The 25978-nt window shown below is 44.3% G+C and carries 25 protein-coding genes; 15 read left to right on the forward strand and 10 right to left on the reverse strand.

Annotated features, from left to right (window positions below; genetic code table 11):
• Positions 1-532: 532 nt before the first annotated feature.
• From GO620_RS01015 to GO620_RS01040, 6 genes are all read right to left on the reverse strand, one after another.
• Entirely contained in the window at positions 533-670 is a 138-nt protein-coding gene (locus tag GO620_RS01015; RefSeq protein ID WP_157523224.1) for a hypothetical protein, read from the reverse strand.
• A 311-nt stretch (positions 671-981) separates the two neighbouring features.
• Positions 982-1383, reverse strand: coding sequence for a lipocalin family protein (locus GO620_RS01020; RefSeq protein WP_157523222.1), 402 nt, complete (start codon positions 1381-1383; stop codon positions 982-984).
• Between the two features lie 4 nt (positions 1384-1387).
• A complete protein-coding gene (locus GO620_RS01025; protein WP_157523219.1) occupies positions 1388-2269 on the reverse strand; it encodes a cupin-like domain-containing protein in 882 nt (293 codons plus the stop codon).
• 135 nt (positions 2270-2404) lie between these two features.
• Entirely contained in the window at positions 2405-2953 is a 549-nt protein-coding gene (locus GO620_RS01030; RefSeq protein ID WP_198173483.1) for a fasciclin domain-containing protein, read from the reverse strand.
• Positions 2954-3061: 108 nt separating this feature from the next.
• Positions 3062-4183 (reverse strand): radical SAM family heme chaperone HemW, encoded by a 1122-nt coding sequence (gene hemW / locus GO620_RS01035; RefSeq protein ID WP_157523213.1) that lies wholly within the window; start codon positions 4181-4183, stop codon positions 3062-3064.
• 30 nt (positions 4184-4213) lie between these two features.
• Entirely contained in the window at positions 4214-4588 is a 375-nt protein-coding gene (locus tag GO620_RS01040; RefSeq protein WP_157523210.1) for a hypothetical protein, read from the reverse strand.
• Positions 4589-4669: 81 nt separating this feature from the next.
• Here GO620_RS01040 and GO620_RS01045 point away from each other — a divergent pair, with 81 nt between their 5' ends.
• From GO620_RS01045 to porN, 6 genes are all read left to right on the forward strand, one after another.
• The gene (locus tag GO620_RS01045; protein ID WP_157523207.1) at positions 4670-5647 is read left to right on the forward strand and encodes a DUF4271 domain-containing protein; all 978 of its coding nucleotides are present in this window, start codon (positions 4670-4672) and stop codon (positions 5645-5647) included.
• Positions 5648-5667: 20 nt separating this feature from the next.
• Positions 5668-6426 (forward strand): uroporphyrinogen-III synthase, encoded by a 759-nt coding sequence (locus GO620_RS01050; protein WP_157523204.1) that lies wholly within the window; start codon positions 5668-5670, stop codon positions 6424-6426.
• A gap of 211 nt (positions 6427-6637) precedes the next feature.
• On the forward strand, positions 6638-7957 hold the full coding sequence (gene porK, locus GO620_RS01055) for a T9SS ring complex lipoprotein PorK/GldK (protein WP_157523201.1): 1320 nt from the start codon (positions 6638-6640) through the stop codon (positions 7955-7957).
• Positions 7958-8008: 51 nt separating this feature from the next.
• On the forward strand, positions 8009-8809 hold the full coding sequence (gene porL, locus GO620_RS01060) for a type IX secretion system motor protein PorL/GldL (protein ID WP_157523197.1): 801 nt from the start codon (positions 8009-8011) through the stop codon (positions 8807-8809).
• Between the two features lie 36 nt (positions 8810-8845).
• A complete protein-coding gene (porM, locus tag GO620_RS01065; protein ID WP_157523194.1) occupies positions 8846-10381 on the forward strand; it encodes a type IX secretion system motor protein PorM/GldM in 1536 nt (511 codons plus the stop codon).
• Between the two features lie 7 nt (positions 10382-10388).
• Positions 10389-11387 (forward strand): type IX secretion system ring subunit PorN/GldN, encoded by a 999-nt coding sequence (porN, locus tag GO620_RS01070; protein WP_157523191.1) that lies wholly within the window; start codon positions 10389-10391, stop codon positions 11385-11387.
• A gap of 174 nt (positions 11388-11561) precedes the next feature.
• Here porN and uvrC read toward each other — a convergent pair whose 3' ends face one another.
• From uvrC to porW, 3 genes are all read right to left on the reverse strand, one after another.
• Positions 11562-13370, reverse strand: coding sequence for an excinuclease ABC subunit UvrC (gene uvrC / locus GO620_RS01075; protein ID WP_157523188.1), 1809 nt, complete (start codon positions 13368-13370; stop codon positions 11562-11564).
• A 132-nt stretch (positions 13371-13502) separates the two neighbouring features.
• Positions 13503-15746, reverse strand: coding sequence for a penicillin-binding protein 1A (locus GO620_RS01080; protein WP_157523185.1), 2244 nt, complete (start codon positions 15744-15746; stop codon positions 13503-13505).
• 3 nt (positions 15747-15749) lie between these two features.
• Entirely contained in the window at positions 15750-18539 is a 2790-nt protein-coding gene (gene porW / locus GO620_RS01085; RefSeq protein ID WP_157523182.1) for a type IX secretion system periplasmic lipoprotein PorW/SprE, read from the reverse strand.
• A 67-nt stretch (positions 18540-18606) separates the two neighbouring features.
• Between porW and GO620_RS01090 the strand changes: the two genes are divergently transcribed.
• From GO620_RS01090 to GO620_RS01130, 9 genes are all read left to right on the forward strand, one after another.
• Positions 18607-18837, forward strand: a complete 231-nt coding sequence (locus tag GO620_RS01090) for an AtpZ/AtpI family protein (protein ID WP_157523180.1) — start codon at positions 18607-18609, stop codon at positions 18835-18837.
• Positions 18834-19220: a hypothetical protein gene (locus tag GO620_RS01095; RefSeq protein WP_157523177.1), complete on the forward strand. Its 387-nt coding sequence runs from the start codon at positions 18834-18836 to the stop codon at positions 19218-19220. Before GO620_RS01090 ends, GO620_RS01095 begins: the two co-directional genes overlap by 4 nt.
• Positions 19221-19299: 79 nt before the next feature.
• On the forward strand, positions 19300-20343 hold the full coding sequence (gene atpB, locus GO620_RS01100; protein WP_244139443.1) for a F0F1 ATP synthase subunit A: 1044 nt from the start codon (positions 19300-19302) through the stop codon (positions 20341-20343).
• 54 nt (positions 20344-20397) lie between these two features.
• The gene (gene atpE, locus GO620_RS01105; protein WP_157523487.1) at positions 20398-20640 is read left to right on the forward strand and encodes an ATP synthase F0 subunit C; all 243 of its coding nucleotides are present in this window, start codon (positions 20398-20400) and stop codon (positions 20638-20640) included.
• A gap of 96 nt (positions 20641-20736) precedes the next feature.
• The gene (gene atpF / locus GO620_RS01110; protein WP_157523171.1) at positions 20737-21231 is read left to right on the forward strand and encodes a F0F1 ATP synthase subunit B; all 495 of its coding nucleotides are present in this window, start codon (positions 20737-20739) and stop codon (positions 21229-21231) included.
• A 68-nt stretch (positions 21232-21299) separates the two neighbouring features.
• Positions 21300-21851 (forward strand): ATP synthase F1 subunit delta, encoded by a 552-nt coding sequence (gene atpH / locus GO620_RS01115; RefSeq protein ID WP_157523168.1) that lies wholly within the window; start codon positions 21300-21302, stop codon positions 21849-21851.
• A gap of 27 nt (positions 21852-21878) precedes the next feature.
• The gene (gene atpA, locus GO620_RS01120; RefSeq protein WP_157523165.1) at positions 21879-23453 is read left to right on the forward strand and encodes a F0F1 ATP synthase subunit alpha; all 1575 of its coding nucleotides are present in this window, start codon (positions 21879-21881) and stop codon (positions 23451-23453) included.
• Positions 23454-23583: 130 nt separating this feature from the next.
• The gene (atpG, locus tag GO620_RS01125) at positions 23584-24468 is read left to right on the forward strand and encodes an ATP synthase F1 subunit gamma (RefSeq protein ID WP_157523162.1); all 885 of its coding nucleotides are present in this window, start codon (positions 23584-23586) and stop codon (positions 24466-24468) included.
• A 137-nt stretch (positions 24469-24605) separates the two neighbouring features.
• Positions 24606-24794 carry a hypothetical protein gene (locus tag GO620_RS01130; RefSeq protein WP_157523159.1) on the forward strand — a complete coding sequence of 63 codons (189 nt, stop codon included), beginning with the start codon at positions 24606-24608 and terminating at the stop codon, positions 24792-24794.
• A 118-nt stretch (positions 24795-24912) separates the two neighbouring features.
• On the opposite strand, the gene gldB is transcribed toward GO620_RS01130, so the two are convergent.
• Positions 24913-25950, reverse strand: coding sequence for a gliding motility lipoprotein GldB (gene gldB / locus GO620_RS01135; protein ID WP_157523156.1), 1038 nt, complete (start codon positions 25948-25950; stop codon positions 24913-24915).
• Positions 25951-25978 lie beyond the last annotated feature (28 nt).

The raw sequence follows: 25978 nt of genomic DNA on the forward strand, positions 1-25978 counted from the left end.
AAGGAAGCCTTGTGCTGACTTGGCATTTTTGGTTCTTTTGTTGCTAAGACAAAAGAACGAAGAAGGGATGTTGAATTAACGATCGAAAAGCGAGCTATTACTTTACCGCTGTCACGCCCGATTCGCCTGTTCCAACGGTTTCAAAACTGATGGATTTAGCCGATAGATCTGACACATAAAACTGAAATTGGGGTGCGTGCCTTTACCCGGATCCTCGTTTACCTCGAAATTCCAACCGCTAACGGCGTACGTGCCATGCAAAAGTGTCTACCGCCCCTGATAACAGAAAGTTATTATCGGCTTTAAATTTAATGGTGTATAAACTCTCCTCTACCCGGCAATGGGGTGGCGATGCTATGGCGATAGCATGGCGATGATAGTTATTTGATGACTAAAAACCCGGGTGGAATCACACGAATACCGGGCTTACTTAACAATAATGATTGATAATCAGTAAATTATAAAAAGTGGGTAGGGGGTTTATTAGGTATTTTAGCGTGCCCCCCTGGCCGTCGCCACCCCACCCAACATGTCACTGCTTTTTAACTGCCGTCACCCTTGATCCGCCTGCTCCAACAGTTTCGAAAGTAATAGACTTTGCCGACAGATCTGACACATAAAACTGAAAATCGCGGTGCTTGCCGCTACCCAGATCTTCATTGATCTTCAAATTTTTACCACTGATAGTGTACCTACCGCGGGATAGTATCTTAGCACCCCAGGTAATGTTAAAGTTATTGTCGGCTTTAAATTTAATGGTGTATAAACTCTCCTCTACGTGGCAATGGGGTGGCGATGCTATGGCGATAGCATGGCGATGATAGTTATTTGATGACTAAAAACCCGCATGGCGGCCACTCAAATACCAGGCTTACTTAATATTAATTATTGATAATCAGTAAATTATAAAATTCTGAATTGGGATTGTATGGAATATTTTAGCGTGCCCCCCTGGCCGTCGCCACCCGAACCAACGTGTCATTAGTTTTTAATTGCCGTCACCCTAGATCCGCCTGCTCCAACAGTTTCGAAAGTGATAGACTTTGCTGTTAGATCTGACACATAAAACTGAAAATCGCGGTGCTTGCCGTTACCCAGATCTTCGTTGATCTTTAAATTTTTACCACTGATAGCATACCTACCGTGCGATAGTGTTTTGCCACCCCAGGTGATGGTAAAATTGTTATCAGCTTTGAATTCAATGTAGGGTTTGTTCTCCTCCAACTCGGCACGGGTAACGGTATCCGGCGGACTGCTATTCGGCACACCAACTTTTACATAATTCCATTTTCCCGTTAAAGTGGCTTGGTTTATGCCTCCAGTGCAGCTTTGCAAAGTTCCGACTAAAACCAGAAATGTGAATATGTGCAGGTATTTGCGCATGGTATTACCGGGGTTCGTTATTTGCTAAAGCGCTGTTTGCGCGTTTTACGGCCAATTCCTCTTTCCAATCCATGTACTTCTTCTTGAAATTCTTTTTCATAAAATTATCAAAAGTCCGCTGGACGGTTAGGTTGTACAAGCTATGTGCTTTTACTGCTAACGATTTATCCCATGCTCGCAGTGAAATAGAAAATGACCCATCGAGGTATTTCATCCAATGCCAAAAACCGGTTGGCATGAATAGGGTGTCGCCGTGTTCTAAAATGGCTTCCTGCCCCTCAATACCGTCAAGCGCCGGGAATTTAGAAAAGTCGGGGTGTTCGATATCGTAGTCCTCCAAAGCATAAGTAGCAAACGGAATGCAGTACAAACGTTCGCGCCATTTATAGTCGAACAGCATCACGTGCTTGCGGCCGTTAAAATGGGTATGGAAAATATGCGCCAGGTCTATATCATAATGCAAAAACGTAACAGACCCCGCCCCGCCGAAAAACATATTGGGATACTTATCTAAAAAGCCACCTATTAGGTCGGTAGGCGAACGGTAGTCATCCAGCAACTTAGGCGCATGTTTTATCGGGTCAAAAAGAAAAATGCGAAGGTCTGTCGGTTCGCGCTGAATAAGATCTATATAATCGGCAAACTTCATTTCTGATGCTGCCGCGTTAATAGGTTTAGTTGGGTCAGCCTTTGAGCTGTCATACAGCGGCACCATCTGGTCACCAACAGCTTCCTTTAAATATTCAAACGTCCATTTTTGTAAAGCCGGCCAGGTTTCGGTTGCCTTAGAAATTACCAAAGGCTTACGCGGTATAAGGTAATTGTTTATGAAATCTTCTCTAGTGATATGTTCAACCCGGTCAATAGGGGATAGAATCAACGCCATGTTTACAAATAATTAACTTTCAAAGTTAAAAAAACTGTGATGATGCGTCGCCTCAAAAATGTTTCATTACTAAAAGATAACAAAAAAGCCATGCCGCATATTGCGGCATGGCTCAAAGAGTTCCTAGGGGAAAGATTAGTTCGGCATCAATACGGTATTGATCACGTGGATCACACCATTGCTTTGAAACACGTCTGCAATAGTTATCCATGATTTACCACCTTTGGCGTCAACCAGGTATAGCTTTTTACCTTCTTGCATAACGGTCAGGTTTTCGCCTTGTACTGTAGTTAATTCTGCTTTGCCCATGCCCGCTTTAACTTTTGCCATCAGGTCGGCAGCGCTTAAGCGGCCGGCAACCACGTGATAGGTAAGAATTTTGGTCAACGTAGCCTTATTCTCCGGCTTCACAAGGGTAGACACCGTACCTGCAGGCAGCTTGTCAAAAGCCGCATTGGTTGGCGCAAACACCGTAAACGGACCTGTGCCTTCAAGTGTTTCTACTAATCCGGCAGCCTTAACGGCAGCTACCAAAGTAGTATGGTCTTTAGAGTTTACCGCGTTCTCTACAATGTTTTTGGTCGGATACATGGCAGCACCGCCAACCATTTTGGTTTGCGCGTAAGTGTTGGGAGCAATTGCGATAGCTACTAAAGCAACTGCTGCAAAAAATAATTTCTTCATGTTTTTCATTTGGTTGTTATACAGCAAGATACGGCGTAACTAAATAGGCAGATTTTTACTAATTCACTCTTAAAAAGTGTGCGGTTAATCAACGCGAATAAAATGGGATCAGAAAAACAAGTCGGCGGCTATAGCGTCGGCGTACAGTTTGCCTTCGGGCGAGAGGTATAATTTGTCTTCAAAATTTGTTACCCAACCTTTCTCTATATAAGGGGCTGCTTCTTTAAGCAGAGGCAATGATGCGCCGGCTGCAATTGAATTGAGGCGCTGCAGATCAAGCCCCCACATGGTACGCAGCGAGGTCATGATGTATTCGTTTAGCTTATCGGTTTCGGTTAACACTTCCTGTTCGGCCGGTAAAGTGTTATTGCTGATATCAGCCATATATTTGGCATTATTGGCAATATTCCATTGGCGGGTATCACAATTGTATGAATGCGCGGACGGGCCGACACCGAGGTAACTTACACCGCGCCAATAATTGGTGTTGTGTTTAGAATAGTGCCCCGGTTTGGAGTAATTGGATATTTCGTAATGCTCGAAACCGTTTCGGGATAGCGTTTCAGAGAGTAAAGAAAACTGCGACGCACTTTGCGCCTCATTCATTGGTGGGTATATCTTTTTATTGATAAATGAGGCAAGCGCCGTTTTCGGTTCTACAGTCATAGAATAAGCAGAAATGTGCGGAATGCCTAGTTCAAGCATTTTATAGATATTCTGCTGCCACTTGGCATTAGTCAATAGTGGATAGCCAAAGATCAGATCGGCGGTAATGTTTTCAAACCCGGCGTCTTGGGCACGTTTCACGGACGCTTCGCCCTCGGCTGCCCGGTGCGCACGGTTCATCCATAAAAGGTCTTCATCAAAAAAAGATTGTATACCGATGCTGAAGCGGTTGATTGGCGTTTGGCGCAAGGCTTTTACTTTTTCATTATTCAGGTCATCAGGGTTAGCTTCAAGTGTGATCTCCGCATCGGTAGAAATACTAAAATACGTGCCGACAGTCTCGATAATTTGGTTTACCTCGTCACCCGTCAATAAAGAAGGCGTACCTCCGCCAAAATAAATGGTCTCAATGGTTTGGCCGGTTAGATAACCTTTCTGCATAGCTATCTCTTTCAAAATGGCCAGCACCATTTCTTCCTTATACTTTAGGGAAGTGCTGAAATGGAAATCGCAGTAATGGCAGGCTTGTTTACAAAAAGGGATGTGGATATAAATGCCTGCCATAGAAATGGCAAAGGTAGTAAACTATAAAGCTTAAGAAGCTTTCAACAGTCTCTCAATGGTAGATAAACGATTTTCTAATTGATTCTCCCGCTCTTCTAAAGCCTTAAAACGGGCATCCACATCACCAAAATTTACAACGGTCTGCTTTATCTCTTTGAGTTCGGAAAGCATTGCTTTGCTTACAGATTGTTGCTCGTCCAACTGTTTCAAAAACTTTTCGTTAAAATTATTCTGCTGTTTGAAACCTGTCGCAAACTGCTCGTTAAAATTTTGTTGTTGGTCAAATTGCTTAATACTGTGATCCATAAACTGACCAAGAGTGGTATTAATTTTTTTTATTTGTTCGGTATTCTCGTCTTGCTTTACCAGCATCTCTGCGAGCAACAATGCAATTTCCTTATCCATAGCAGCATTTGGTAATCAAATATAACAATTTGTAAACCGTAGCAAATCAATATTTAAGTTAGATTTGCAGCTAAATTACACATGCGGTTCCTGTTAATTTTATTGATGTTGGTATGCGCTTGCGGGGCTTGCTTTGCCCAGGGAGATAGCGTGCTATCAACGCGTGATTCGGTGTACCGCAGGCCGGCACCAACGGCTGCCCAGTTACTGCTCGATTCTGTCGCTAATGCAGAAAACGCCCGTCAGCAATTCATTGCAGACTCTATTGCCATGCAATACATCAATAAGGGCGACAGCTTGCGAACCAACCAGTTTGTAGTGATGATGCTGCGCGACAGTACTTATCATGGCTACGGTTTTTTGGAAATGCCAAAAAATAAGCAAAGCGCAGTTCGCGAAGGCCATACCCGCCATACCCGCGACAGGGGCATTATCCTGATCATCATCGGCCTGGTTACCTACGGCGCGTTGCTAAACCGCATTGTAAGCAAAGACATCCTCAATGTTATGCAGTCGTTTTACAGCCAGCGCATTTTGGCGCAGGTAAGTAAAGAAGATGGGTTGATCAGTTCCTGGGCGTTTATAGGCCTGTTCGTTCTGTTCGGGCTTACGTTTGGCCTGTTTTTATACCAGATATCTTCTTATTACGAAATTTTTTATCGTATAAGTGGCATTCAGCTTTTCTTCGCTTTATCTATTCTGATCATCGTACTGTTTGCCATAAAATTCCTCATTCTGAAGATCATAGGGTTTATTTTCGACATTGGCAAAGTGGTGTCTGAATATGCTACAACGCTATTTCTAACCTACTTCAACATCACATTTGTATTTCTACCGGTAACACTGTGTTTTAGCTTGCTTGCTGCCAAATACATTCAGCCCGTACTTATTTCGGCATTGATTATTTCGGCAGTGATTTTTATCTGGCAATACCTGCGCAGCAGCTTAAATATTATTTCAACGTTTAGATTTCCAAAACTTTATTTATTTATCTATCTTTGTGCCCTCGAAATTTGCCCCATTTTAGTATTGATTAAGGCACTGAATATTAAGACATAAGTTAGTAAGAAGGATCAAAATTGGAAGAGAGAAAGAAAAAGGTTAAGAGCATTTTGGTGACATTGCCCAAGCCCGAAAACGATAAAAACCCTTACGCCGAGCTTGCTAAAAAGTACAACCTGAAGATAGATTTCAGATCTTTTATTCACGTTGAAGGGGTGCCTGCCAAAGATTTCAGGAAAGAGAAGATAAACCTGGCCGATTTTACAGCCGTTATTTTTACCAGCCGTAACTCTGCCGATCATTTTTTCCGCATTTGCGAAGAAATGCGTTTCGAGGTTCCGGTAGAAATGAAATATTTCTGTCTGTCAGAAACCATTGCACTTTACCTGCAGAAATATATTCAATACCGTAAACGTAAAATATTCTTCGGCAAGCAAACAGCTTCTGACCTGGCCGAGGTGCTTAAAAAGCATTCGTCAGAAAAATTCTTATACCCATGCTCTGACGTAGCTGCAGAAGAAACGCAAAAGTTTTTGCTAGATAACGGCTACAACTTTACACCTGCAGTGCTGTTTAGAACAGTCTGCAGTGACCTTTCTGACCTTCGAGAGGTGTTTTATGACATCATCGCTTTCTTTAGCCCATCAACCGTACTTTCACTTTATAAAAATTTCCCCGACTTCAAACAAAATAATACCCGCCTTGCAGCGTTTGGTGCTACAACACATAAGGCAATTCTTGAAGCCGGACTTATTCTTGACATACCAGCGCCAACGCCAAGTGCACCATCAATGACCATGGCAATAGAGCAGTATGTTAAGCAGGTGAACAAGTAACCGCCTGTGTTAGGGAGTTTTAACTAATTAATTTTTATTGTTCTGAACAGAACAAATTTGTTTTTCGCCCGTCTATTGTGAGGCACATTTTTATCGGTTGATATTGGATGTTAATCGGTGAAATTGGTTGGGTTTAAAACTTTTTTGTAATTTAGGTACCGAATTTAGGCCTTATAACGGCCCGATTGATTAGACTTAGCTGATAAAAAGGATGAAGAGAATATACTATTTGTATGTTTTGATGGCGGCCACTGTGATAAGCAGCTGTGGCAAAAAGGGTGATCCGAGGGGAGAGATTGTTGGTGCCAAACATGCAGCCTTTCATAAAGAAATACCTTACGGCATGGTGTACATTCCGGGTGGTTCGTTCCTGATGGGGCAAACAGACCAGGATATTACTTTCTCGCAAATCGCTCAGGATAAGCAGGTTACTATCGCTCCGTTCTTTATGGACCAGACAGAACTAACAAACAGCCAGTACCGCCAGTTTGTGGAATGGGTGCGCGACTCTATCGCTGTCACCAAATATCTTAATGATGACAAATACTACATTAAGCAGGCCACAGGTGCTAACGCGCCGGCTAACGGCCGCAGGATAATCAATTGGGATTATGTGCGCCAGCACCCTGTTTTTGCGGGTGGCAAAACTAAAGAAGCCGCAGCAAATTCTCAGAAACTGCAAAGCATGTACTACCAGGGCGACGACCGCGTGTTCGATCGTAACGAGCTCGATGTACGCCTGTTAAAATACAACTTTGCCGATCTTAACTATCGCGAAGCTGCTAACCACCATATGGATAAAACCAAAAAGCGTTCTGATTTTATCATGCGCGATACGGTTGCCATTTACCCCGATACTTTAGTATGGCTTGAAGACTTTGCCTACGCTGCCAATGAGCCTTATGTTAACGGTTATTTCTCGCACGCTGCATTTGCAGATTATCCTGTTGTAGGTGTTACCTGGCGCCAGGCCCGTGCATTTGCTGTATGGCGCCAGCGTTTTAACGATTCTTACAAAGACTCTCGCGGCTTACCACACCGTTTGCCTTACCGCCTGCCTACAGAGGCAGAATTTGAGTATGCTGCCCGCGGCGGCCGTATGGGTACAGACTATCCATGGGGTGGCCCTTATATCAAAAACGCAAAAGGCTGTTTGTTAGCTAACTTTAAACCGGGCCGCGGTAATTATACCGACGACGGTGCGGCTTACACCGTAAAAGCAAGGTCATTCTTCCCTAATGATTACGGCTTATATAACATGGCCGGTAACGTTGCAGAATGGACCGCGTCTGCTTATGACGAGTCGGCTTCGACATTCGTGCATGACATGAACCCAACATTTACTTACGAGGCTAAAGCAACCGACCCCGAGACAATGAAACGTAAGGTGGTTAAAGGCGGCTCGTGGAAAGATATAGGTTACTTCCTGCAAAATTCTACACGTACATTTGAATATCAGGATACCGCTAAATCATACATCGGTTTCCGTTGTGTAACTGCATTTATGGGCCGCGATATTCGCGATAAATAGCAGCTTTTCTTATCAAATAATAAACTAAAATTATACTCCACAACATTATTTATGGCTGGCAAAAAAAAATCAAAGTTCGGTGTTGGTAACTTCGTATCATTCGGAGCGGTTGTTGTAATCATCGGGTTACTCTTCAAAATTCAGCACTGGGAATATGCTTCAACCTTTATCACTATCGGTTTAGGAACTGAAGCGTTATTGTTCTTTGTACTGGGCTTACAGCCCGAAGCTGTTGAGATCGATTGGGCGAAAGCTTATCCCGAACTGGCAGATGATTATGATGGCGAGCCGGTAAAACGCGTTGCCCCTCCGGTTGCGGCTACCGGCAATACCGCAGCTTTAGACAAAATGCTGTCTGACGCTAAAATCGGTCCCGAGTTGATCTCGAGCTTAGGCGATGGCCTTCGCACTTTTGGCGATAAGGTGGCGAATATTTCTAAAGTTGCCGACGCGGGAGAAGCAACCAATGACTTTGCTACAAAAATTAAGGCTGCAGGAAATAGCTACGATAGATTAGGCGCCGCTTTTGAAAAAGCTACAGCTAATATTAATGAGTTAGCCAGCACAGATACAGACTCTAAAGCGTACCACGAGCAGGTGAACAACATGGCTAAAAACTTAGCTGCCTTAAATGCTGTGTATGAATTAGAGTTGCAGGATTCAAGCGCGCATTTGAAAGCCATGAACAAGTTTTACTCTAGCCTGGCATCAACAATGCAAAACTTTAACGAGTCGTTAGATGATAGCCGCCAGTTTAAAGATGAAGTGGGTAAACTATCTAAAAACTTGGCTTCATTGAACGCTATTTATGGCAACATGTTAACGGCCATGAACCAGCCGCGCGTTAGTTAATTAAGCTTTACTTATTTAATACATAGAAGATAAAACATGGCTGGAGGTAAAGAAACCCCAAGGCAGCGGATGATAGGCATACTTTACCTGGTGCTTTTGGGCCTTGTTGCCCTTAACGTACCGGATAGTTTGCTTAACGCGTTCAAGAATATCAGCGATAGCCTTAATGCATCAAAAACAAATGTATCTACCGGTATTGCTAACACCTTTGATGCTTTTGAAAAGACTAAATTAAAGGAGCAGCCTGAAAGGGCTAAACCTTTTTATGACAAAGCAAAAGAAGCAAGCAAAGTTGCAGAAGATCTTAACGCCTATGTTGAGACGTTGAAGAAGCAATTGATTGACGCGAGCGGCGGCTTCGACGAAAACATAAATGACTACAAAGGCCGTGATAACTTGGATGTATCATCAAACCTGATGATCAACCATGGTAAAGGCGAAGAATTAAGGAAAAAGATTGAAGAGACCCGCGCGAAGCTGATCAGTTTATTAAACCCCGAAGACCGTGCGACCTCTAACCTGGCTTTAGAAGCAAAAGCGCCTTCTACTAAAAAAGGTGTTGCCAGCGCCTCATGGGAGCAAGCTTATTTCGGCGATGGTATCCCAATGGGCGCCGCTATTACTTCGTTGACCAAAGTTCAAGCTGATGCGGAAAATGCCGAGTCTGAAGTGGTTAAAAAGATATTAGGTAAAGTTGACCAGGCTGTAGTGAACCTTGATAAGTTCAGCGCGGTTGCAGTAGCGCCAAGCAGTTATGTGATCGCAGGCCAGCCTTACAGTGCCGATGTATTCCTGACCGCGTCTGACTCAAAATCAAACCCCGATATTACTGTAAATGGTTCACGTTTACAAGTATCTGAAGGCCGTGGTAAATACCAGGTTGGTACTGGCAAAGAAGGCGTATACACCTGGGTGGGTACTATCCGCGTAAAGCAAAACGACGGTACATTTAAAGAATATAAAACAGCACCACAAACTTACCAGGTTGCTAAGCCATCAGCGGTAGTTTCTCCGGATAAGATGAACGTGTTGTACATAGGCGTGCCAAATCCAATCTCGGTTTCAGCGCCGGGTATCGCGAAAGAGAAATTGAAAGTTAGCATTAGCGATGGCTCTGTAAGCGGTTCTGCCGGTCATTATACCGCTAATGTGAAGACTATCGGCACTGTTAAAGTAAATGTGATAGGCGAGGCTGCCCCGGGCAAATCAACCGTATTAGGCAGCAGCGAGTTCAGGGTTAAACGTATTCCCGATCCTAAAGCACAGTTTGCAGGCAAAAGCAGTGGTTCTGTAGCATCAGGGAACTTAAAAGCGCAAGACCGCGTTTTCGCACGTTTAGAAAACTTCGAGTTTGATGCCAAATTTAGTGTTACACGTTTTACCATGTGGGTGTTTAAACCACGCCAGGAAGCTATTCAACTTACAACATCAGGCGCCGATCTAAGCGGCGCCATGAAGAGTGCTTTAGCTACCGTAAGCCCGGGTACCAAGGTGTTTTTCACAAATATTATAGCAGTTGGCCCTGACGGTACCCAACGCGGATTGGATGATATTGTACTAAGCGCAAATTAAAGCAGATATGAAAAAGATTATTGTTGTTGCACTTTGCTTTTTGTGTGTTGGCGTGTTTGCCCAAAAGAAAAGAACTACCACACGTAAGCGTACCACTACTACGCGTACTGCCGCTCCTGCACGCAGGAATGCAGGCTCAAAAGTTCCGGTGGTGTCGCCAAGTAACACTATGGGTACGGCCCCGGTTAGTGCAGATACGAGCGTAAAACGAAACGCTTCTGCAAGGCCTTTTGAACGCCCGCTTGATGGGTACTACAAAAAGAACGATTTGATAAACGCTAAGGTTACACCTTATGCCTACCTGCGCGAAGCAGATGTAATGTTTGCTAAACGTGTATGGCGGGAACTGGATACCCGCGAAAAGATGAACCATTATATGGCTTCGCCAAAATCGCAGTTGATCACAATTTTAGTTGAAGCGATTGCCAACGGCGAGCTTACCGCTTATGATCCTACCCCATCTAAGGAAGATCCTAATGGCGACATGTTTACCAAACCGCTAACACCGGGACAAGCGAAAAACCGATTGGCAGACAGCGTGGCTACAGATCAGTTCGATAAAAATACAGGTGACAAGATAGGCTCTAAGCTGGTTGCAGGCGAATTTAATCCTGATAGTATAGTTAAGTTCCGCATAAAGGAAGACTGGGTTTTTGATAAGCAGCGTTCTATTTTTGAACCACGCATTATCGGCATAGCGCCCCTTATGAAACCTAAAGTAGCAGGCGTAGAAGCAGCAGATTATATTCCGGTGTTCTGGGTTTATTTCCCTGAAGCACGGCAGGTTTTGGCTACCAAAGAGGCTATCAGCAGCAGGAATGACGCAACCGGCCTAAGCTATGACGACGCGTTTATGAAGCGCTTGTTTGCCAGCTATGTGGTAAAAGTATCGAACGAAAAAGATGAACGTATTAAAGATTATGCACAAGGTATTGACCGCTTGTACGAGTCTGACAGGGTGAAGAAAAGCCTGCAAGATTATGAGCTGGGCCTATGGCAATACTAATCTGAAAGCGGTGATATTTGGAATCCCCGCAGCTGAAGGCTTCGGGGATTTTTTTGTAGTATAACAATCGTAAATATGTCATTGCGAGGAACGAAGCAATCCCGTCGGTTGATTTTATGCAAGGATTGCCGCGCTTTCTGCTAACGCTCGTAGTGACGAAAAGGCGAACAACTATTACGCGTCCTTCGCCGCAAAATAAGCCAGTATCGCTTTGGTTTGCTTTGTGTTTGCCACTTCCATTAACTCAGCTTCACTGGCTTCGCGGATCTTCTTAACCGATTTAAAGTATTTCAGAAGTTTTTGAGCGGTGGTGCTGCCTATTCCGCCTATAAGCTCCAGTTCGGTGGCAAGCGTGCTTTTGTCGCGTTTCTTACGGTGAGCGGTGATGCCAAACCGGTGCGCTTCGTCGCGAAGTTGCTGGATGATCTTCAGCGTCTCCGACTTCTTATCCAGGTACAGCGGATATTGGTCGCCGGGGTAATACAACTCTTCGAGGCGCTTAGCGATACCAATAACGGTAACTTGCTTATCTATACCCAGCAGCCTTAAACTTTTTAAAGCCGAAGACAGCTGTCCCTTGCCGCCATCAATAATGATGAGTTGAGGCAGGTCGCCGCCTTCATCAAGCATTCGGCGGTACCGGCGGTGTACAGCCTCTTCCATTGTAGCAAAGTCGTTTGGCCCCTCAACCGTTTTTACGTTAAAGAAACGGTAATCTTTCTTAGAGGGTTTGGCGTCCCTGAACACGACTATTGCCGATATAGGATATTTGCCCTGGAAGTTTGAGTTATCGAAACACTCGATGTGGCGGGGTAGCTGGTTCATGCGCAGATCCGTCATCATTTTAGTGAGCAAACGATCTGTACGCACGTCCGGATTAAGCTTCTCATACTGCTCCATCTTTTCTGTCTTAAAGAACATTACATTCTTGGCAGAAAGGTCGAGCAGTTTCTTCTTTTCGCCCAGTTTAGGAATGGTGAATTTGATTGCGGAGGCGTCTTCCAGGTCGATAGCAAACGGTACAATGATTTCTTTTGATGTGCTGCCATAGCGCAGCCTGAACTCTGAAATAGCGAGTGTAAGCAGTTCTTCGTCACTTTCATCCAGGCGTTTCTTCAACTCTATTGTCTGCGTTTGGATGATTGTGCCGTGCATCACTTTCAGGTAGTTTACAAAGGCATACTTTTCTTCTGATGCAATGTTGAACACATCAACTTCGGTAATGGATGAGTTAACCACTGTCGACTTATGCTGATAGTTATCCAGCAGGTCGAATTTGCGTTTTAGCTTATGCGCTGTTTCAAAGTCAAGTTCTTTAACTGCTCTGTCAATAACAGCCCGCAGGTTCTTAATAATATCGCCGGTCTTGCCGTTGAGGATGTCCTTTATTTCCTCGATACTTTGATTGTAATCTTCAAGCGTTTGCAGGTTTTGGCAAGGGCCTTTGCAGTTGCCCAATTGGTATTCCAGGCACACTTTATACTTACCCGCGTCTATCTTTTCCTTGCTCAGGTCGAGGTTGCAAGTGCGCAGGGGATAAGCCTCGCGTACTACGTTCAAAATGGTGTGCATCATACTTACAGACGCGTACGGGCCTAAATATTTTGAACCGTCTTTAATTAGCCGGCGTGTCCAATATATACGAGGGAAAGGTTCGTTTTTGATGATGATCCATGGGTAGGTCTTGTCATCCTTAAGCATCACGTTGTAACGCGGCTGATGCTTTTTGATCATGCTGTTCTCTAACAGCCATGCATCAACTTCGGTATCAACAATGGTAAACGTGATCTTGCGGATCTTTGATACCAGCACACGTGTTTTGGCATTGATGCCGTAATCCTTTATAAAATAGGAACCTACGCGGTTGCGCAAGTCTTTAGCCTTACCGATGTATATCAGTTCATTTTCGCTGTCCCAATACTGGTATACACCCGGCTTGTGCGGTATTTTCTTTAATTCTTCGCGGTAATCGAAACCACTCATTTACATATTTTTAAAAAGCGCGTCATGCTGAGGCTCTCGAAGCATAGCGCGTTGCCTTTTACCAATTATTATTTTATGCCAGGATTGCCGCGCTTCGCTCGCAATGACATACTGGGAAGCTTCTTTTAGGGATTAAAATCCCAACTTCTTGTCCACCTCGTCTGTGCCTTGCTGCTGGTTATTGTACTGCCCGCAGTCTATAACAATGTTTAGGCCGTTTTTGGGTGCGTCAAAGTCCACATTTTTTTTTATGCCCAGCGACGAATTTGCGTAAACCTGCTTCATGTACATGGCAAACACAGGCAATGCGGTATTGGCCCCCTCGCCAAGCCGCGTGCTGCGGAAGTGAATGTCCCGGTCTTCGCAGCCAGTCCATACACCGGTAACCAGTTGCGGGGTTATGCCTATAAACCAACCGTCGGAGTTGTCATTTGTGGTGCCGGTTTTGCCGCCTATCGGGTTATTTAGCCCGTATTTGTAACCCATACGTGCGCCTGTACCTTCTGTAACCACGGCCTTAAGCATATAAGTCATAACATAAGCGGTTTGCTCATTCATGGCCTGCACTACACGTGGTTTATTCTCGTAAAGTATGTTCCCGTTTTTATCCTCAACCCTAAGCAAATAGGTAGGTTCTGTCCACAAACCGTGGTTGGCAAATACAGAGTATGCACCCGTCATGTCATAAACAGAAGCGTCAAAAGTGCCTAAACATATGGAAGGATAAGCAGGTACAGCACTGGTGATACCCATTTTTTTGATGAGCGTCATTACCGGGGTGGGGGTCACCTCCTTCATTACGTGGGCCGTAACCCAGTTCTGCGAATTAGCTAAAGCTTTCTTCAAGGTAATAACACCCGGGATAGTTTCGCTTGGACTTGAGCGAGGGCACCAGGGCACACCGTAACCGGAGATAGTATCAGGGACGTTGTTCACTTGCAGGCACGGCGAGAACCCGTTATCTACGGCCACAGCATAGGTAAATGGCTTAGCGGTCGACCCTACCTGGCGTGTGCCCATTTGCACCTGGTCATATTTATAGTGCTTAAAGTCTATGCCGCCTACCCACGCTTTTACAAAGCCTGTTGTTGGGTCCATGCTCATCATGGCGTTACGTAAGGTAAACTTGCTGTAGATGATAGAGTCGATCGGGCGCATGGTGGTATCTATGTCGCCGTGCCAAGTAAAGATGTTCATCTCTGCCGGCTGGCGGAAGTTTTCCTTAATCTCATCGTCAGTTTTGCCATCAGCTTTTAGCTCGCGATAACGGTCGCTGCGGCGCATGCCCTGGTCTATCAGCAGGTCATAATTGTTTATCTCTTTATGAACGTTGTGGCCTTTCCAATGGTCGTTGAACTGAGCCTGCAACTCGCGCATATATTTTTTCTGCGCAGCCTCGGCATATTCCTGCATATCGTAGTTCAACGTTGTATATATCTTCAGGCCGTCGCGGTCAAGGTCGTAAGGGGTGCCATCGGGTTTGTTGATAGACTTTTCTTCAAATATCTTTTGGATGTCTTTCTTCAATACCTGCCTGAAATAAGTGCCCAAACCTTCGTTATGATCTATCGGGTGGTAATTTATACCTAAAGGTTTTGCCTTGAACTCCTGGTATTGGCCATCGGTCAGGAAGTTCTCCTGGCTCATACGGTACAAAACAAAGTTGCGGCCGGTAAGCGCGTTGTCCGGGTGACGAATAGGGTTATAAAGCGTGGGCGCGTTTACCATACGCACCAGCAGTGCTGCCTGATCGGGCGTCAACTTATCCGGCGTGGTATTAAAATATGTCGCCGATGCTGATGAGATCCCAAACGTATTATGCGCACCAAAATCAACGGTATTCAAATACATTGTCAGAATTTCCTCTTTAGTATAATTACGCTCGATGCGTACGGCGATGATCCACTCCTGAAGTTTTTGAATAATCCGCACAAACGGATTATGTGAGCGTTCCCTGCCCGAGAAGAGTATCAAGGCCAGCTGCTGCGTAATGGTACTGCCGCCTTGTTTGTGGCCGATAAGATTGTATGCGATAATTGTAAACGTACGTCCAAAATCTATACCAGAGTGTTTGTAAAAGCGGTTATCTTCCGTAGCGATCAACGCGTTGATCACATTTGGCGATATCTGTTTAAAGGTGACGTTAGAGCGGTTTTGTACAAAGTATTTGCCCAGCACTTGTTTGTCTTCGGTAATTACTTCAGATGCCAGGTTGTTCTTTGGGTTTTCTATAGTACGCAAAGACGGCAGGGCACCAAACAGCCCGAAATTTATAGCCAGCAGCATGAGCAGCAAGAAGCCGAAACACCCTATCACAAAACCCCAAAGCCTGCGGTTGTAACGCTGTATTTCTTCGGGTTTTAATTTGACGATCATTCTTTAATAATTTTTTTGGTAAAAGTCTACGTAAGTATCCAGTAGTTTCTTGTCGGCTAATTTATCCAGATTTTCTTTGGTAATGATGAAAAAGCTGTACTTGTCTGCCGGCACCTTCATTATCTGGGGCAGCAAAGGTATAATAGCACGGGCATAATCTTTAACCTCTGTAAGGCTGTTAAAATTGCCTACAAATATTAACTGGTTGTCAGGACCGGCAGTAGTCAACTGGTGACTGATGCCTCGTTGCTGATCGAAATTAGCACGGTTAAATTGCCCAAAGCCAAAACGCGACGACGACAAATTAGTTGTACCGCTGGCTACATTCACTACAAAATAATAATGTGTGCTGTCGCGAAGCGAGAAAATACTCGGCGGCGTTTTAGGTGCTGTCGTTACAACAGGTGCTTTCTGTTGAACAGGTGGTTCAGTTGGTTTTACTTTAGGCTTTTCTGCAGCAGGCGTTGCCTTTTGCGCGACAGGCTGTTTAACCGGTTGCTGCACCACGGCATAAGTTGGCGTAACAGAAGTCGGCACAAAGCCGGCATCTGTAAAGTCGTTATCAACCAAAACCACAGGGCGGGCAGCCAATTCAGCTTCGTTCGCCGCTATGAAGGAGAGGTGCTGGTTAACCAGCGGACTGATCAATTGGTCATCCGGGTAGGTTTTGATCAGCGCCAGCAGATCGGCTTTAAATGGCGTGAGTTTTTCATTATGCCCTGCGGCAATGGCACGCAGGTACGCTATTTGTGCCGCAAATTTAGCTTTAGGATATTGCAATAATAGCGCGTCTGCCCGGGCTATTACATCAATATATTTTTTATTAGCATACAGATCATACAATTGGTCGTAAACCGTATTGAATTCTGCATCTATATCATTCATCTTGCGGCTATACTCGGGGTCGAGGATTATCTTCGCGAAGGTGGTCTCGGGATAATTTTTTAACAGCAGGTTTTTGTAATAATCAGACTTTGCGATATCTATGTTGCTGTATAAGCGGTACAGGTTGTAATAGATGGCCGGCTTGTCATTATTGTCTGGAAAACGGCTTAGCAAAATTTCGAAAGACGCGATCGACTCTTTGGGGTCTTCCAGCACATCGCGGTAAAAATTAGCCAGAAGAAAGTATGCCGCATAGACCCTCGAGTTAGATTGCGCCAATAACTCGGGCGTGAGCGGGAGGTTCTGCAGCAGTTGTTTTTTATAATTGCTGCTTAGAAGGTCATCCGTACTGCGTTCATCTTTTTTAACCACGACCGAAGGATCTACCTGTGCTGCCAGGTTTTGCGTATTAGCCGTAATATCTGATGACGTACGCAGACTACGGCGCCAGTTGTCTTCTAATTTACGGTTGCCCCAAACCCTTTTAAATGCCGTAAAACCCTGGCTAACCGAATTAACATTATAAAAGTAAAACGTAGCATTGCCGGGGACAGTGGCTGTAGTTACAGTTGAGTTGGGTGAGTTGGCGTTAGTAAAAGCGGAATTAGTTGCTGCCAACGCTGCTGCCTTTTGTTGTGCAACAGCTTTTCTTGCATATTCGTTCAGCAAGTCGGCACGGTCTTTTTCGTTTAGCTTTGCCAAACGTTGCAAAGTATCTTCACGTGCGATAATGCCCAGCTGTTCGCCCAGCACAGTAAGGTTGTTTGCCCGTAACTGTATAGTACGATAACCGGGATAGGTTGGCAGCATATTCATTAAAGTGCTGTCATACAATTTTTTAGCACCGTTATAATCACCCCTGTTTTTAAAGGCGATGTCTGCCAACCGCAGATAGGTTATGGCCTTTTGGTTCTGGTTACGCGTGCTGTACTTTAGTGCCAGCCGGTAGTTTTTAATCGCGGCATCTATATTGTTCTCGGCATAATACTGATCGCCTATCTGGAAGTAGATCTGGTCTAACAGATCGGCGTTGTTGTCATTCTTAATTAGTCCCTGTAAACGCTGCAGGTGGGTAAGCTTACGGCCGTTTTGGGTATCCTCTATGCGGATACGGTTCAGTTCGGCGTTAAACGCCATCTCGAAAGACGCGTTACTTTTTACCACTTTGCTGTAGCTAGCGTACGCGTCAGCAGGTTTTTTATTGGCTTCCTGCAGTTGGGCTAAAATAAAAGTGAGCCGGTAACGCATACGGCTATTCGCTGCATCCTTAATGGCTTTCTTAGCCATTTCTTCGGCTTCTTTATAATCGCCGGCATCGAGGTCATATTGCAGCCGCGCTGCATACACACCACCAGGGTCGGCTGTTTTCTTCGTTTCGTTAAGGCCAAGCAGAGCAGTGTCTGACACCAGTTTCGCCTGGGGTAATTGTCCTAAATTCAAAAGCGAGCGTACGCGCCAGTTGCGTGCCTGCTGTACCAGATTAACATTCTGCGGATAGTTGCGGATCACGTAAGCACTAAATTCGTCGGCTAAAAAATACTGGCCATACAGGTAGTTGGCTTTTGACTGCAACAGGTAGGCATCACCTATGTAATGGCTTTGCTCTTTAACCGCAATAATGGTGTTTGCACGGGCTATAACGCCATCCAGTTCCTTGTCTATGGCACCCTGGGCGCGGCCGGTTGTGTCCTGATAAACACGCAAAAAATCTGTGTAGTTGTCTACAAAAGACGTGGCGTAGATCTCCTGCTTTTGGCGCAGCAATTCATTAGCGTTAAAAATAATGTTGTAGTGTGCCGTTAAGTTTTGAAGCGCCCTGTTTACGGCAGTTTTTTTCTCAAGGCTGCATGCCGCCACCAGGGTAATAAAAGCCGGGAAAAAAAGTATAGCAACGCGGTTATGCCTCAAAGTTTAGTATATTTTAAAAAGCTTGCCAATTTAACAAATTGTAGCAACATGATTAATAGATTTGCGCATGGCTGATGCACAACAAAATAACGATGATAATAACGGTAAACAAGCCAATAATTATATAAAGTTTACCGGGCTGGCGTTTCAAATGATCGCTATCATTGGCATAATGACCTTCATAGGCTACCGCATAGATGTCTCCTCAGGGCATCAAACCAAATGGGTAACCGCGGCATTCGCGTTGTTCGGTGTGTTCAGTTCTCTTGTACTTGTTTTTAGGGGAATTAAAGAGTGAAGGTTTCGGCTACCATATACCGCTATCTGTTTTTTCTGTTGCTGATGACCATAGGCCCTGTAGTTTTGACGGCCACAGGAGATACTTTTTTGCTGATTCCAAAGTTTTGGCTGCTGTTCGGATTTATATCTGCATTGACACTAATGACCATTATTTTAATATTGGTGGTGCAACAAATAAACAGGGATTTATATGCTCAGGCCTTTCTTGCGGCAACAACGGTAAAGATTTTGGTCTGCTTATTTTTTGTACTCTTTTTCCTGCGGAAAACGCCTGTAAACAGGCATGTTTTCGCATTAGATTTCTGTTACGTTTATTTCTTAAATACAGCCTTTGAAGTTTATGGTTTGTTGCGTAACTTGCGCAACCAAAATTTACGGTAGAAACTTCATTTAAATGAACAACGGCTTAGTTTTGAACAAAAAAAATTTCACAAAATTCTTCATTTCCTGCGTTATTTTAATGCTGAGTGTATTACCAACACTTAGTTTTGCCCAGGAAAAAAGTGAGAATAAGGCCGCTGAGCCCGCAAAAGCGTTTAACCCTAAGGATATCATTTTTGAACACATCAGCGACTCGCATTCATGGCCGGTTGCCTTGCCTTTGGTTAAAGAGATATTTCTGCCGTTGCCAATAATATTATATACCGATAAAGGCCTTGAAATATTCTCGTCAGAAAAGATCCGCGAGACGGAAGAAAACGGTGTAGTTCAACATCCTGTTTATACCGGCAATTATAACAGCTACGTAATGGAAGGTAACCATGTTAAGGTTGCCGATGCAAACGGTAAAGTTGACGAGGCCGCGTCTAAGAAGGTGATCGATTTTTCTATTACCCGCAACGTGGCCAGCATGTGGATGGCAATGCTTATCCTGATAATTGTTTTCTTGTCTGTTGCATCAGCATATAAAAAACGCGAAGGCAAAGCGCCTAAGGGTTTGCAATCTTTCTTAGAGCCGGTTGTACTGTTCGTGCGCGATGACGTTGCTATCCCGAATATTGGTATTAAGGCGGCACGTTATATGCCTTTGCTGTTGACGATTTTCTTTTTCATCCTGATCAATAACCTTTTAGGTTTGATCCCGATATTTCCTGCCGCGTATAACCTTACAGGTAACATCGCGGTAACGCTAACACTCGCTGCCATCATTTTAGTAGTGGTTAACGTTAGCGGTAACAAATATTATTGGAAACACATTTTTGCACCAGATATTCCATGGTGGTTATACATTATCATGGTGCCTGTTGAGTTGATCGGCGTTATTTCAAGGCCCTTCGCGTTGATGATACGTTTGTTTGCAAACATCACCGCAGGCCACATCATCGTACTAAGTTTGATATCGCTGATATTTATCTTCAATACCATTTGGATGTCGCCGGTTTCAGTTGTGTTTGTAGTGTTTATGGATTGCATAGAGTTGTTGGTAGCGTTCCTACAGGCGTTTATCTTCACCATGCTATCTGCACTGTTCATTGGTATGGCTGTTGAAGAGCATCACCATTAATAAGCAATTAATTATCTATATATACACGTTTTAAATTATCAAACAATGATTGGAATGATCGGAATGATCCAGGAAGCTGCTGCTTCAGGCGTTGTTGGCCTTAGCAAACTTGGCGCTATCGGTGCTGGTTTAGCAGTAATCGGTGCCGGTATCGGTATCGGTCAAATTGGTGGCAAAGCAGTAGAAGGTATTGCTCGTCAGCCAGAAGCTTCTTCAAAAATCCAAACTAACATGATCATCGCTGCAGCCCTTGTAGAAGGTGTTGCACTGTTTGCCGTGGTAGTTGCCCTGCTGTAATTTCAAGCAGGCAAAAAACAAAGCACAGGCCCGGCGCGGTTGGCACCGGACTGTGTTTTTAAGAAAGACACTTACTTAGAATAAATAGATAAGAATATGGAATTGGTAACCCCAAGTATAGGATTGGTTTTCTGGACACTGCTATCATTTGTGATCCTTTTGATCATCCTGCGCAAATTTGCCTGGAAACCTATTTTAGGCGCGGTAACAGAGCGTGAGCGTACTATTGAGACTGCTTTATTACAGGCAGAATCTGCTAAAGAAGAGATGGCCCGTTTAACTAACGAGAACGAGCAATTAATAAAAGAAGCACGCGCGGAACGCGACCTTATTTTGAAGGAAGCCCGCCAGATCAAAGACCAGATCATTAATGATGCAAAAGGTGCTGCCGAAGCAGAGGGCGCACGCATGATCGAGAAAGCGCGCCTGGAAATCAACAATGAAAAAGCTATTGCGTTGGCGTCTGTTAAAACACAGGTAGCACAATTGTCTATAGACATTGCTGAGAAAGTGCTTCGCAAAGAATTTGAAGATAAACAAGAGCAGGACGCTTTAGTAGCCGACTTGCTGAAAGAAGTTATTGTAAAATAGGTTCCGGTTATTAGTTGTCTGTTTTCAATAACGCACAACTCACAACTTACAACTCACAACTTTAAGAAATGTCTGAAATAACAGTTGCATCAAGATATGCCAAATCACTGATAGACCTGGCGAAGGAACAAAACTCGCTGGAGGCTGTGCGTGGCGATATGGGTCTTTTTGCGCAAACTTTAAGGGCAAATTCAGAACTGCAGGCAGTGCTGCGTAACCCCATCATTTCGCACGATAAGAAGAAAAAGATCCTCGACGCCATTTTTACCGGTAAGGTAAACAAAGCGACTATCGGTTTCTTTCATATCATGATCAACAAAAGCCGCAGCGAGCTGCTTTATCCAACATCTTTAGAGTTTGTAAATCAGTATGATGTGATCAAAAATATTGTTCGTGCTACGGTAGTTTCGGCAGTGCCGCTTTCGCCTGAGAATAGACAGCAGGTTGTGGCAGAGGTTAACCACATTACTAATGGCCAGGTTGAACTGGTTGAGAAAGTTGACCCAAGCCTTATTGGCGGTTTTATTTTAACCGTAGGCGACAGGCAGATAGATGCCAGCGTATCGGGCAGTTTAGCAAGATTGAAAAAAGATTTTACCCAAGAGGTAGTTAATAATTAAGTATAAGCAAAGCTAAAATATAATCAAATGGCAGAGGTAAGACCAGACGAAGTATCAGCAATTTTGCGTCAGCAATTGTCGGGCTTCAAGTCAGAAACTGAATTAGAAGAAGTTGGTACCGTACTACAAGTGGGCGATGGTATTGCGCGCGTGTATGGTTTAACACAAGTACAATCGGGCGAGTTAGTTGAATTTGCTAACGGTTTGCAAGGTATAGTACTTAACCTTGAAGAAGACAACGTTGGTGTGGTTTTACTTGGCCAGTCTGAAGGTGTTAAAGAAGGTGATACCATTAAACGTACCAAAAAGATCGCTTCCCTTAACGTAGGCGAGGGCATGCTTGGCCGTGTGGTCAACACACTGGGCGAGCCTATCGATGGTAAAGGCCCTATCAGCGGACAAACCTATGAGATGCCTTTAGAGCGTAAAGCACCCGGTGTTATTTACCGCCAGCCGGTTAATGAGCCTTTGCAAACAGGTATCAAAGCCATAGACGCGATGATCCCAATCGGCCGTGGCCAGCGTGAGTTGGTTATCGGTGACCGCCAGATCGGCAAGACAGCAGTTTGTATCGATACTATCATCAATCAAAAAGAATTTTATGATGCCGGCCAGCCGGTAATCTGTATATATGTTGCCTGCGGTCAAAAAGCATCAACAGTAGCGAACATTGTACGCACGCTTGAAGAAAAAGGCGCCATGCCATATTCTATCGTTGTTGCGGCAAACGCTTCTGACCCGGCACCAATGCAGTTCTTCGCGCCTTTCGCAGGTGCTGCCATCGGTGAATATTTCCGCGATACCGGTCGCCCGGCATTGATCGTTTATGATGATTTATCTAAACAAGCTGTTGCTTACCGCGAAGTATCATTGCTATTGCGTCGCCCGCCGGGCCGCGAGGCTTATCCCGGTGACGTATTTTATCTGCACAGCCGCTTATTAGAGCGTGCCGCTAAGATCAACTCTAACGACGAGATTGCGCGTGACATGAATGACCTGCCTGAGTCTATCAAGCACCTGGTTAAAGGCGGCGGTTCATTAACCGCCTTGCCTATCATTGAAACGCAAGCGGGTGACGTGTCAGCATATATCCCAACCAACGTGATCTCTATCACAGACGGTCAGATATTTTTGGAGTCTAACTTGTTTAACGCGGGTGTTCGCCCTGCCATCAACGTAGGTATCTCGGTATCACGTGTGGGTGGTAACGCGCAGATCAAATCGATGAAAAAGGTTGCCGGTACTTTGAAATTAGACCAGGCACAATACCGCGAGTTAGAGGCTTTTTCTAAGTTCGGTTCAGACCTTGACGCTTCTACCAAACTGGTATTGGATAAAGGTGCACGTAACGTAGAGATGTTGAAGCAGCCGCAGTACTCGCCGGTAACGGTTGAAAAACAAGTGGCTATGGTTTACCTTGGTACTAAAAACCTGATGCGTAATGTGCCTGTAAATAAGGTAAAAGAATTTGAAACAGAATTCTTAAGCCAGATGGAGATACGCCACCCGGAAACCCTTGCAGCTTTGAAAGCAGGTAAATTTGACGATTCTTTAACAAGCGTATTAGAAACTGTAGCTAAAGAACTGTCAGGGAAATATTAATTAGATATGAGATATTAGATGTGAGATTTGAGACAGAATCTTGCATCTTTCATAAGAAGAATTGAGTTGATGAAAATGAGTAGAGAGCGATCTCATATCTCAAATCTCACATCTCACATCTCGAAAAAGAATGGCTAATTTAAAAGAAGTAAGAAACCGTATTGCATCTGTAAACTCAACGCAGCAGATCACCAAAGCCATGAAAATGGTTTCGGCTGCTAAGTTGAAGCGTGCTACAAACGCCATTATGCAGTTGCGCCCTTATGCAGTAAAGCTTAAAGAAATACTGGCCAACCTTTCGGCAAGTTTGGAAGATGGTACTTCGCCGTACCTGCAAACCCGCGAACCCGTTCGCGTATTGGTTGTGGTTGTTACCTCTAACCGTGGTTTGGCGGGTGCTTTCAATACAAACGCCATCAAAACTGCTAACAATCTAATTGCAGAAAAATATCCTGAACAATTAGCCAAAGGCAACGTATCAATCGTTGCTATCGGTAAAAAAGCACAGGAATACTATCAGCGCCGTAAATACAATGTTATCGGTAACAATACCGAGGTTTACAACGACCTGAACTTTACTACAGTGTCTAAGATCACCGAAGACATTATGAAGGGTTTTGTGAACGGCGATTATGACAGGGTAGATTTGGTTTATAATCACTTCCGCAACGCGGCTGTGCAGATATTGACTACAGAGCAATTGTTGCCGGTGCCGAAAACCGAGAACAAAGAGCAGGAGAAAAAGGCACAGGTTGATTACATCTTAGAGCCAAATCAGGAAGAGATCGTTGAACAACTGATTCCTAAAAATATTAAGATTCAGTTATACCGCGCGGTATTAGATTCGCATGCGTCTGAGCACGGTGCACGTATGACAGCCATGGATAAGGCTACAGATAACGCCGGTGAATTGTTAAAAGCATTGAAACTTTCTTACAACCAGGCACGGCAGGCAGCCATCACCACAGAGCTTACAGAGATCGTGAGCGGTGCGGCAGCATTAAGTAACGGGTAATTCGCGAACCTAACGTCATCCCGAACTTGTTTCGGGATCTCACATGCAAGACCTAACGATGGGATGCCGAAATAAATTCGGCATGACAATAAGGATTTATACAAACATTTATATTTTTGCCTTAAACAAACAACACCATGAACAGCATTGAAAACGCAAACTCAGAGAAACACTATATTTTAATGACCATTGCCATCTTTATCGGCATTGTAGGTGTTTACCTGCGTTTTGCCGGTGATGCGCCTTACTGGTCATGGGCTGCTAACGCTATTCTGGTTGTTGGTGTGGTTATTGCGCTTAGGGCAATCAAAAATATTTTAGGCTAAGCCACAAGATTCTAGAAATATTAAAGCCTCGCTTTTAGCGGGGCTTTTTATTTACACTCGCCTCATTACAAAATCACGTTAGTGTTGTAGCTCGCAACGTCGTTAAAAAAAAGAGACTTTACTTTGGCCTGTAATGCGACTGGTTTAAGATCTTTTGAGCGTCGTCAACAGCCATTAATTGTTTAAGGGTGATGTTTGGATTACGTTTCATGTATTCGCGCACTATCTGCCAACCTGTCCATGTGCCCAGCTTCGGCGCAGACTCGTTGCGCTCGCCAAGTCCGGCAGTAAACGGGCCATCATCAAAATAAACCTGATTTTTTAGGACATCGCTGCTGTACAAGATGTTTTCTTCCAGGAAATATCCCCAGATATCGGCCTTAAATTTTTCTGCCCACTGCATTTTTTGGGTAGTATATCGGATTTTGGTCGTGTCGCCCACGTCGGGCAGCAAAAGGTCCATGGCGTACATGATTTTGCCGTTATAGATCATCTTCTGCAGCATGGTTTTGTCGCTGTTCGGTTCCGGGAACATATCTTCGCGCAATATGCCTTCAACAACACGCGGGGTAATATTTTCGGGTGTAAAGAAATGCTGCAGGTACATAGGATATGCTTCTACAATGGCAGGGTAAAATCTCGACTTATTGCCCAGAAACAGATCGAGCCCAATGCCCACATAGCCGTTCCCAATAGCGGTTTGCGCCTCGAAACCTGATAGATACGCATAAACCCTTGGCAGCTGCTTTTGCGGGAAGTAATACTTTATACGCTTAAAGGCATCGGTCAGTTCTGCATTTTGCTTATCGAGGTTTGGGTAAATAGAATCAACATCGTGCTTTAGGTCGATGTAAGCTTGCGTAGAAAGTATAGCGTTTAGTTTTGATAAATATGCCGGCGAATTGATACTGCCTGCATGCAATATCCGTTCAATGAAATCCTGATAAAACAAGCCGTATTTCTGTTTCATCGCCTGGGCCTTGGGTTCGGCAGGTGGCTGCTTTAAATTGTTGAGGTCATGGTCGAAACGTTCAATAGAAACTGTTAACGGGATATTGCTTACATCAACCTTGTTATTACCGGTGCAGGCAGCCAGTAAGATAAGGCATGTAAAAAAAATGTAGATTTGGTTGCCTTTTAACACAGTAGAGGCCATTTTTTGTTAGTAGATTAATGCTTAGGCA

It is taken from the genome of Mucilaginibacter ginkgonis, assembly GCF_009754905.2.
Classification (GTDB): Bacteria; Bacteroidota; Bacteroidia; order Sphingobacteriales; family Sphingobacteriaceae; genus Mucilaginibacter; species Mucilaginibacter ginkgonis.

Bases quoted from the DNA above. Each gene is read 5' to 3' on its own strand.
- GO620_RS01040 (WP_157523210.1), bottom strand. From the start codon at position 4,588: ATGGATAAGGAAATTGCATTGTTGCTCGCAGAGATGCTGGTAAAGCAA.
- hemW (WP_157523213.1), bottom strand. From the start codon at position 4,183: ATGGCAGGCATTTATATCCACATCCCTTTTTGTAAACAAGCCTGCCAT.
- uvrC (WP_157523188.1), bottom strand. From the start codon at position 13,370: ATGAGTGGTTTCGATTACCGCGAAGAATTAAAGAAAATACCGCACAAG.
- gldB (WP_157523156.1), bottom strand. From the start codon at position 25,950: ATGGCCTCTACTGTGTTAAAAGGCAACCAAATCTACATTTTTTTTACA.
- GO620_RS01090 (WP_157523180.1), top strand. From the start codon at position 18,607: ATGGCTGATGCACAACAAAATAACGATGATAATAACGGTAAACAAGCC.
- porL (WP_157523197.1), top strand. From the start codon at position 8,009: ATGGCTGGCAAAAAAAAATCAAAGTTCGGTGTTGGTAACTTCGTATCA.
- GO620_RS01025 (WP_157523219.1), bottom strand. From the start codon at position 2,269: ATGGCGTTGATTCTATCCCCTATTGACCGGGTTGAACATATCACTAGA.
- atpE (WP_157523487.1), top strand. From the start codon at position 20,398: ATGATCGGAATGATCCAGGAAGCTGCTGCTTCAGGCGTTGTTGGCCTT.
- atpF (WP_157523171.1), top strand. From the start codon at position 20,737: ATGGAATTGGTAACCCCAAGTATAGGATTGGTTTTCTGGACACTGCTA.
- porN (WP_157523191.1), top strand. From the start codon at position 10,389: ATGAAAAAGATTATTGTTGTTGCACTTTGCTTTTTGTGTGTTGGCGTG.
- GO620_RS01130 (WP_157523159.1), top strand. From the start codon at position 24,606: ATGAACAGCATTGAAAACGCAAACTCAGAGAAACACTATATTTTAATG.
- GO620_RS01045 (WP_157523207.1), top strand. From the start codon at position 4,670: ATGCGGTTCCTGTTAATTTTATTGATGTTGGTATGCGCTTGCGGGGCT.
- GO620_RS01080 (WP_157523185.1), bottom strand. From the start codon at position 15,746: ATGATCGTCAAATTAAAACCCGAAGAAATACAGCGTTACAACCGCAGG.
- GO620_RS01030 (WP_198173483.1), bottom strand. From the start codon at position 2,953: ATGAAGAAATTATTTTTTGCAGCAGTTGCTTTAGTAGCTATCGCAATT.
- atpH (WP_157523168.1), top strand. From the start codon at position 21,300: ATGTCTGAAATAACAGTTGCATCAAGATATGCCAAATCACTGATAGAC.
- atpA (WP_157523165.1), top strand. From the start codon at position 21,879: ATGGCAGAGGTAAGACCAGACGAAGTATCAGCAATTTTGCGTCAGCAA.
- porK (WP_157523201.1), top strand. From the start codon at position 6,638: ATGAAGAGAATATACTATTTGTATGTTTTGATGGCGGCCACTGTGATA.
- atpB (WP_244139443.1), top strand. From the start codon at position 19,300: ATGCTGAGTGTATTACCAACACTTAGTTTTGCCCAGGAAAAAAGTGAG.
- GO620_RS01020 (WP_157523222.1), bottom strand. From the start codon at position 1,383: ATGCGCAAATACCTGCACATATTCACATTTCTGGTTTTAGTCGGAACT.
- porM (WP_157523194.1), top strand. From the start codon at position 8,846: ATGGCTGGAGGTAAAGAAACCCCAAGGCAGCGGATGATAGGCATACTT.
- atpG (WP_157523162.1), top strand. From the start codon at position 23,584: ATGGCTAATTTAAAAGAAGTAAGAAACCGTATTGCATCTGTAAACTCA.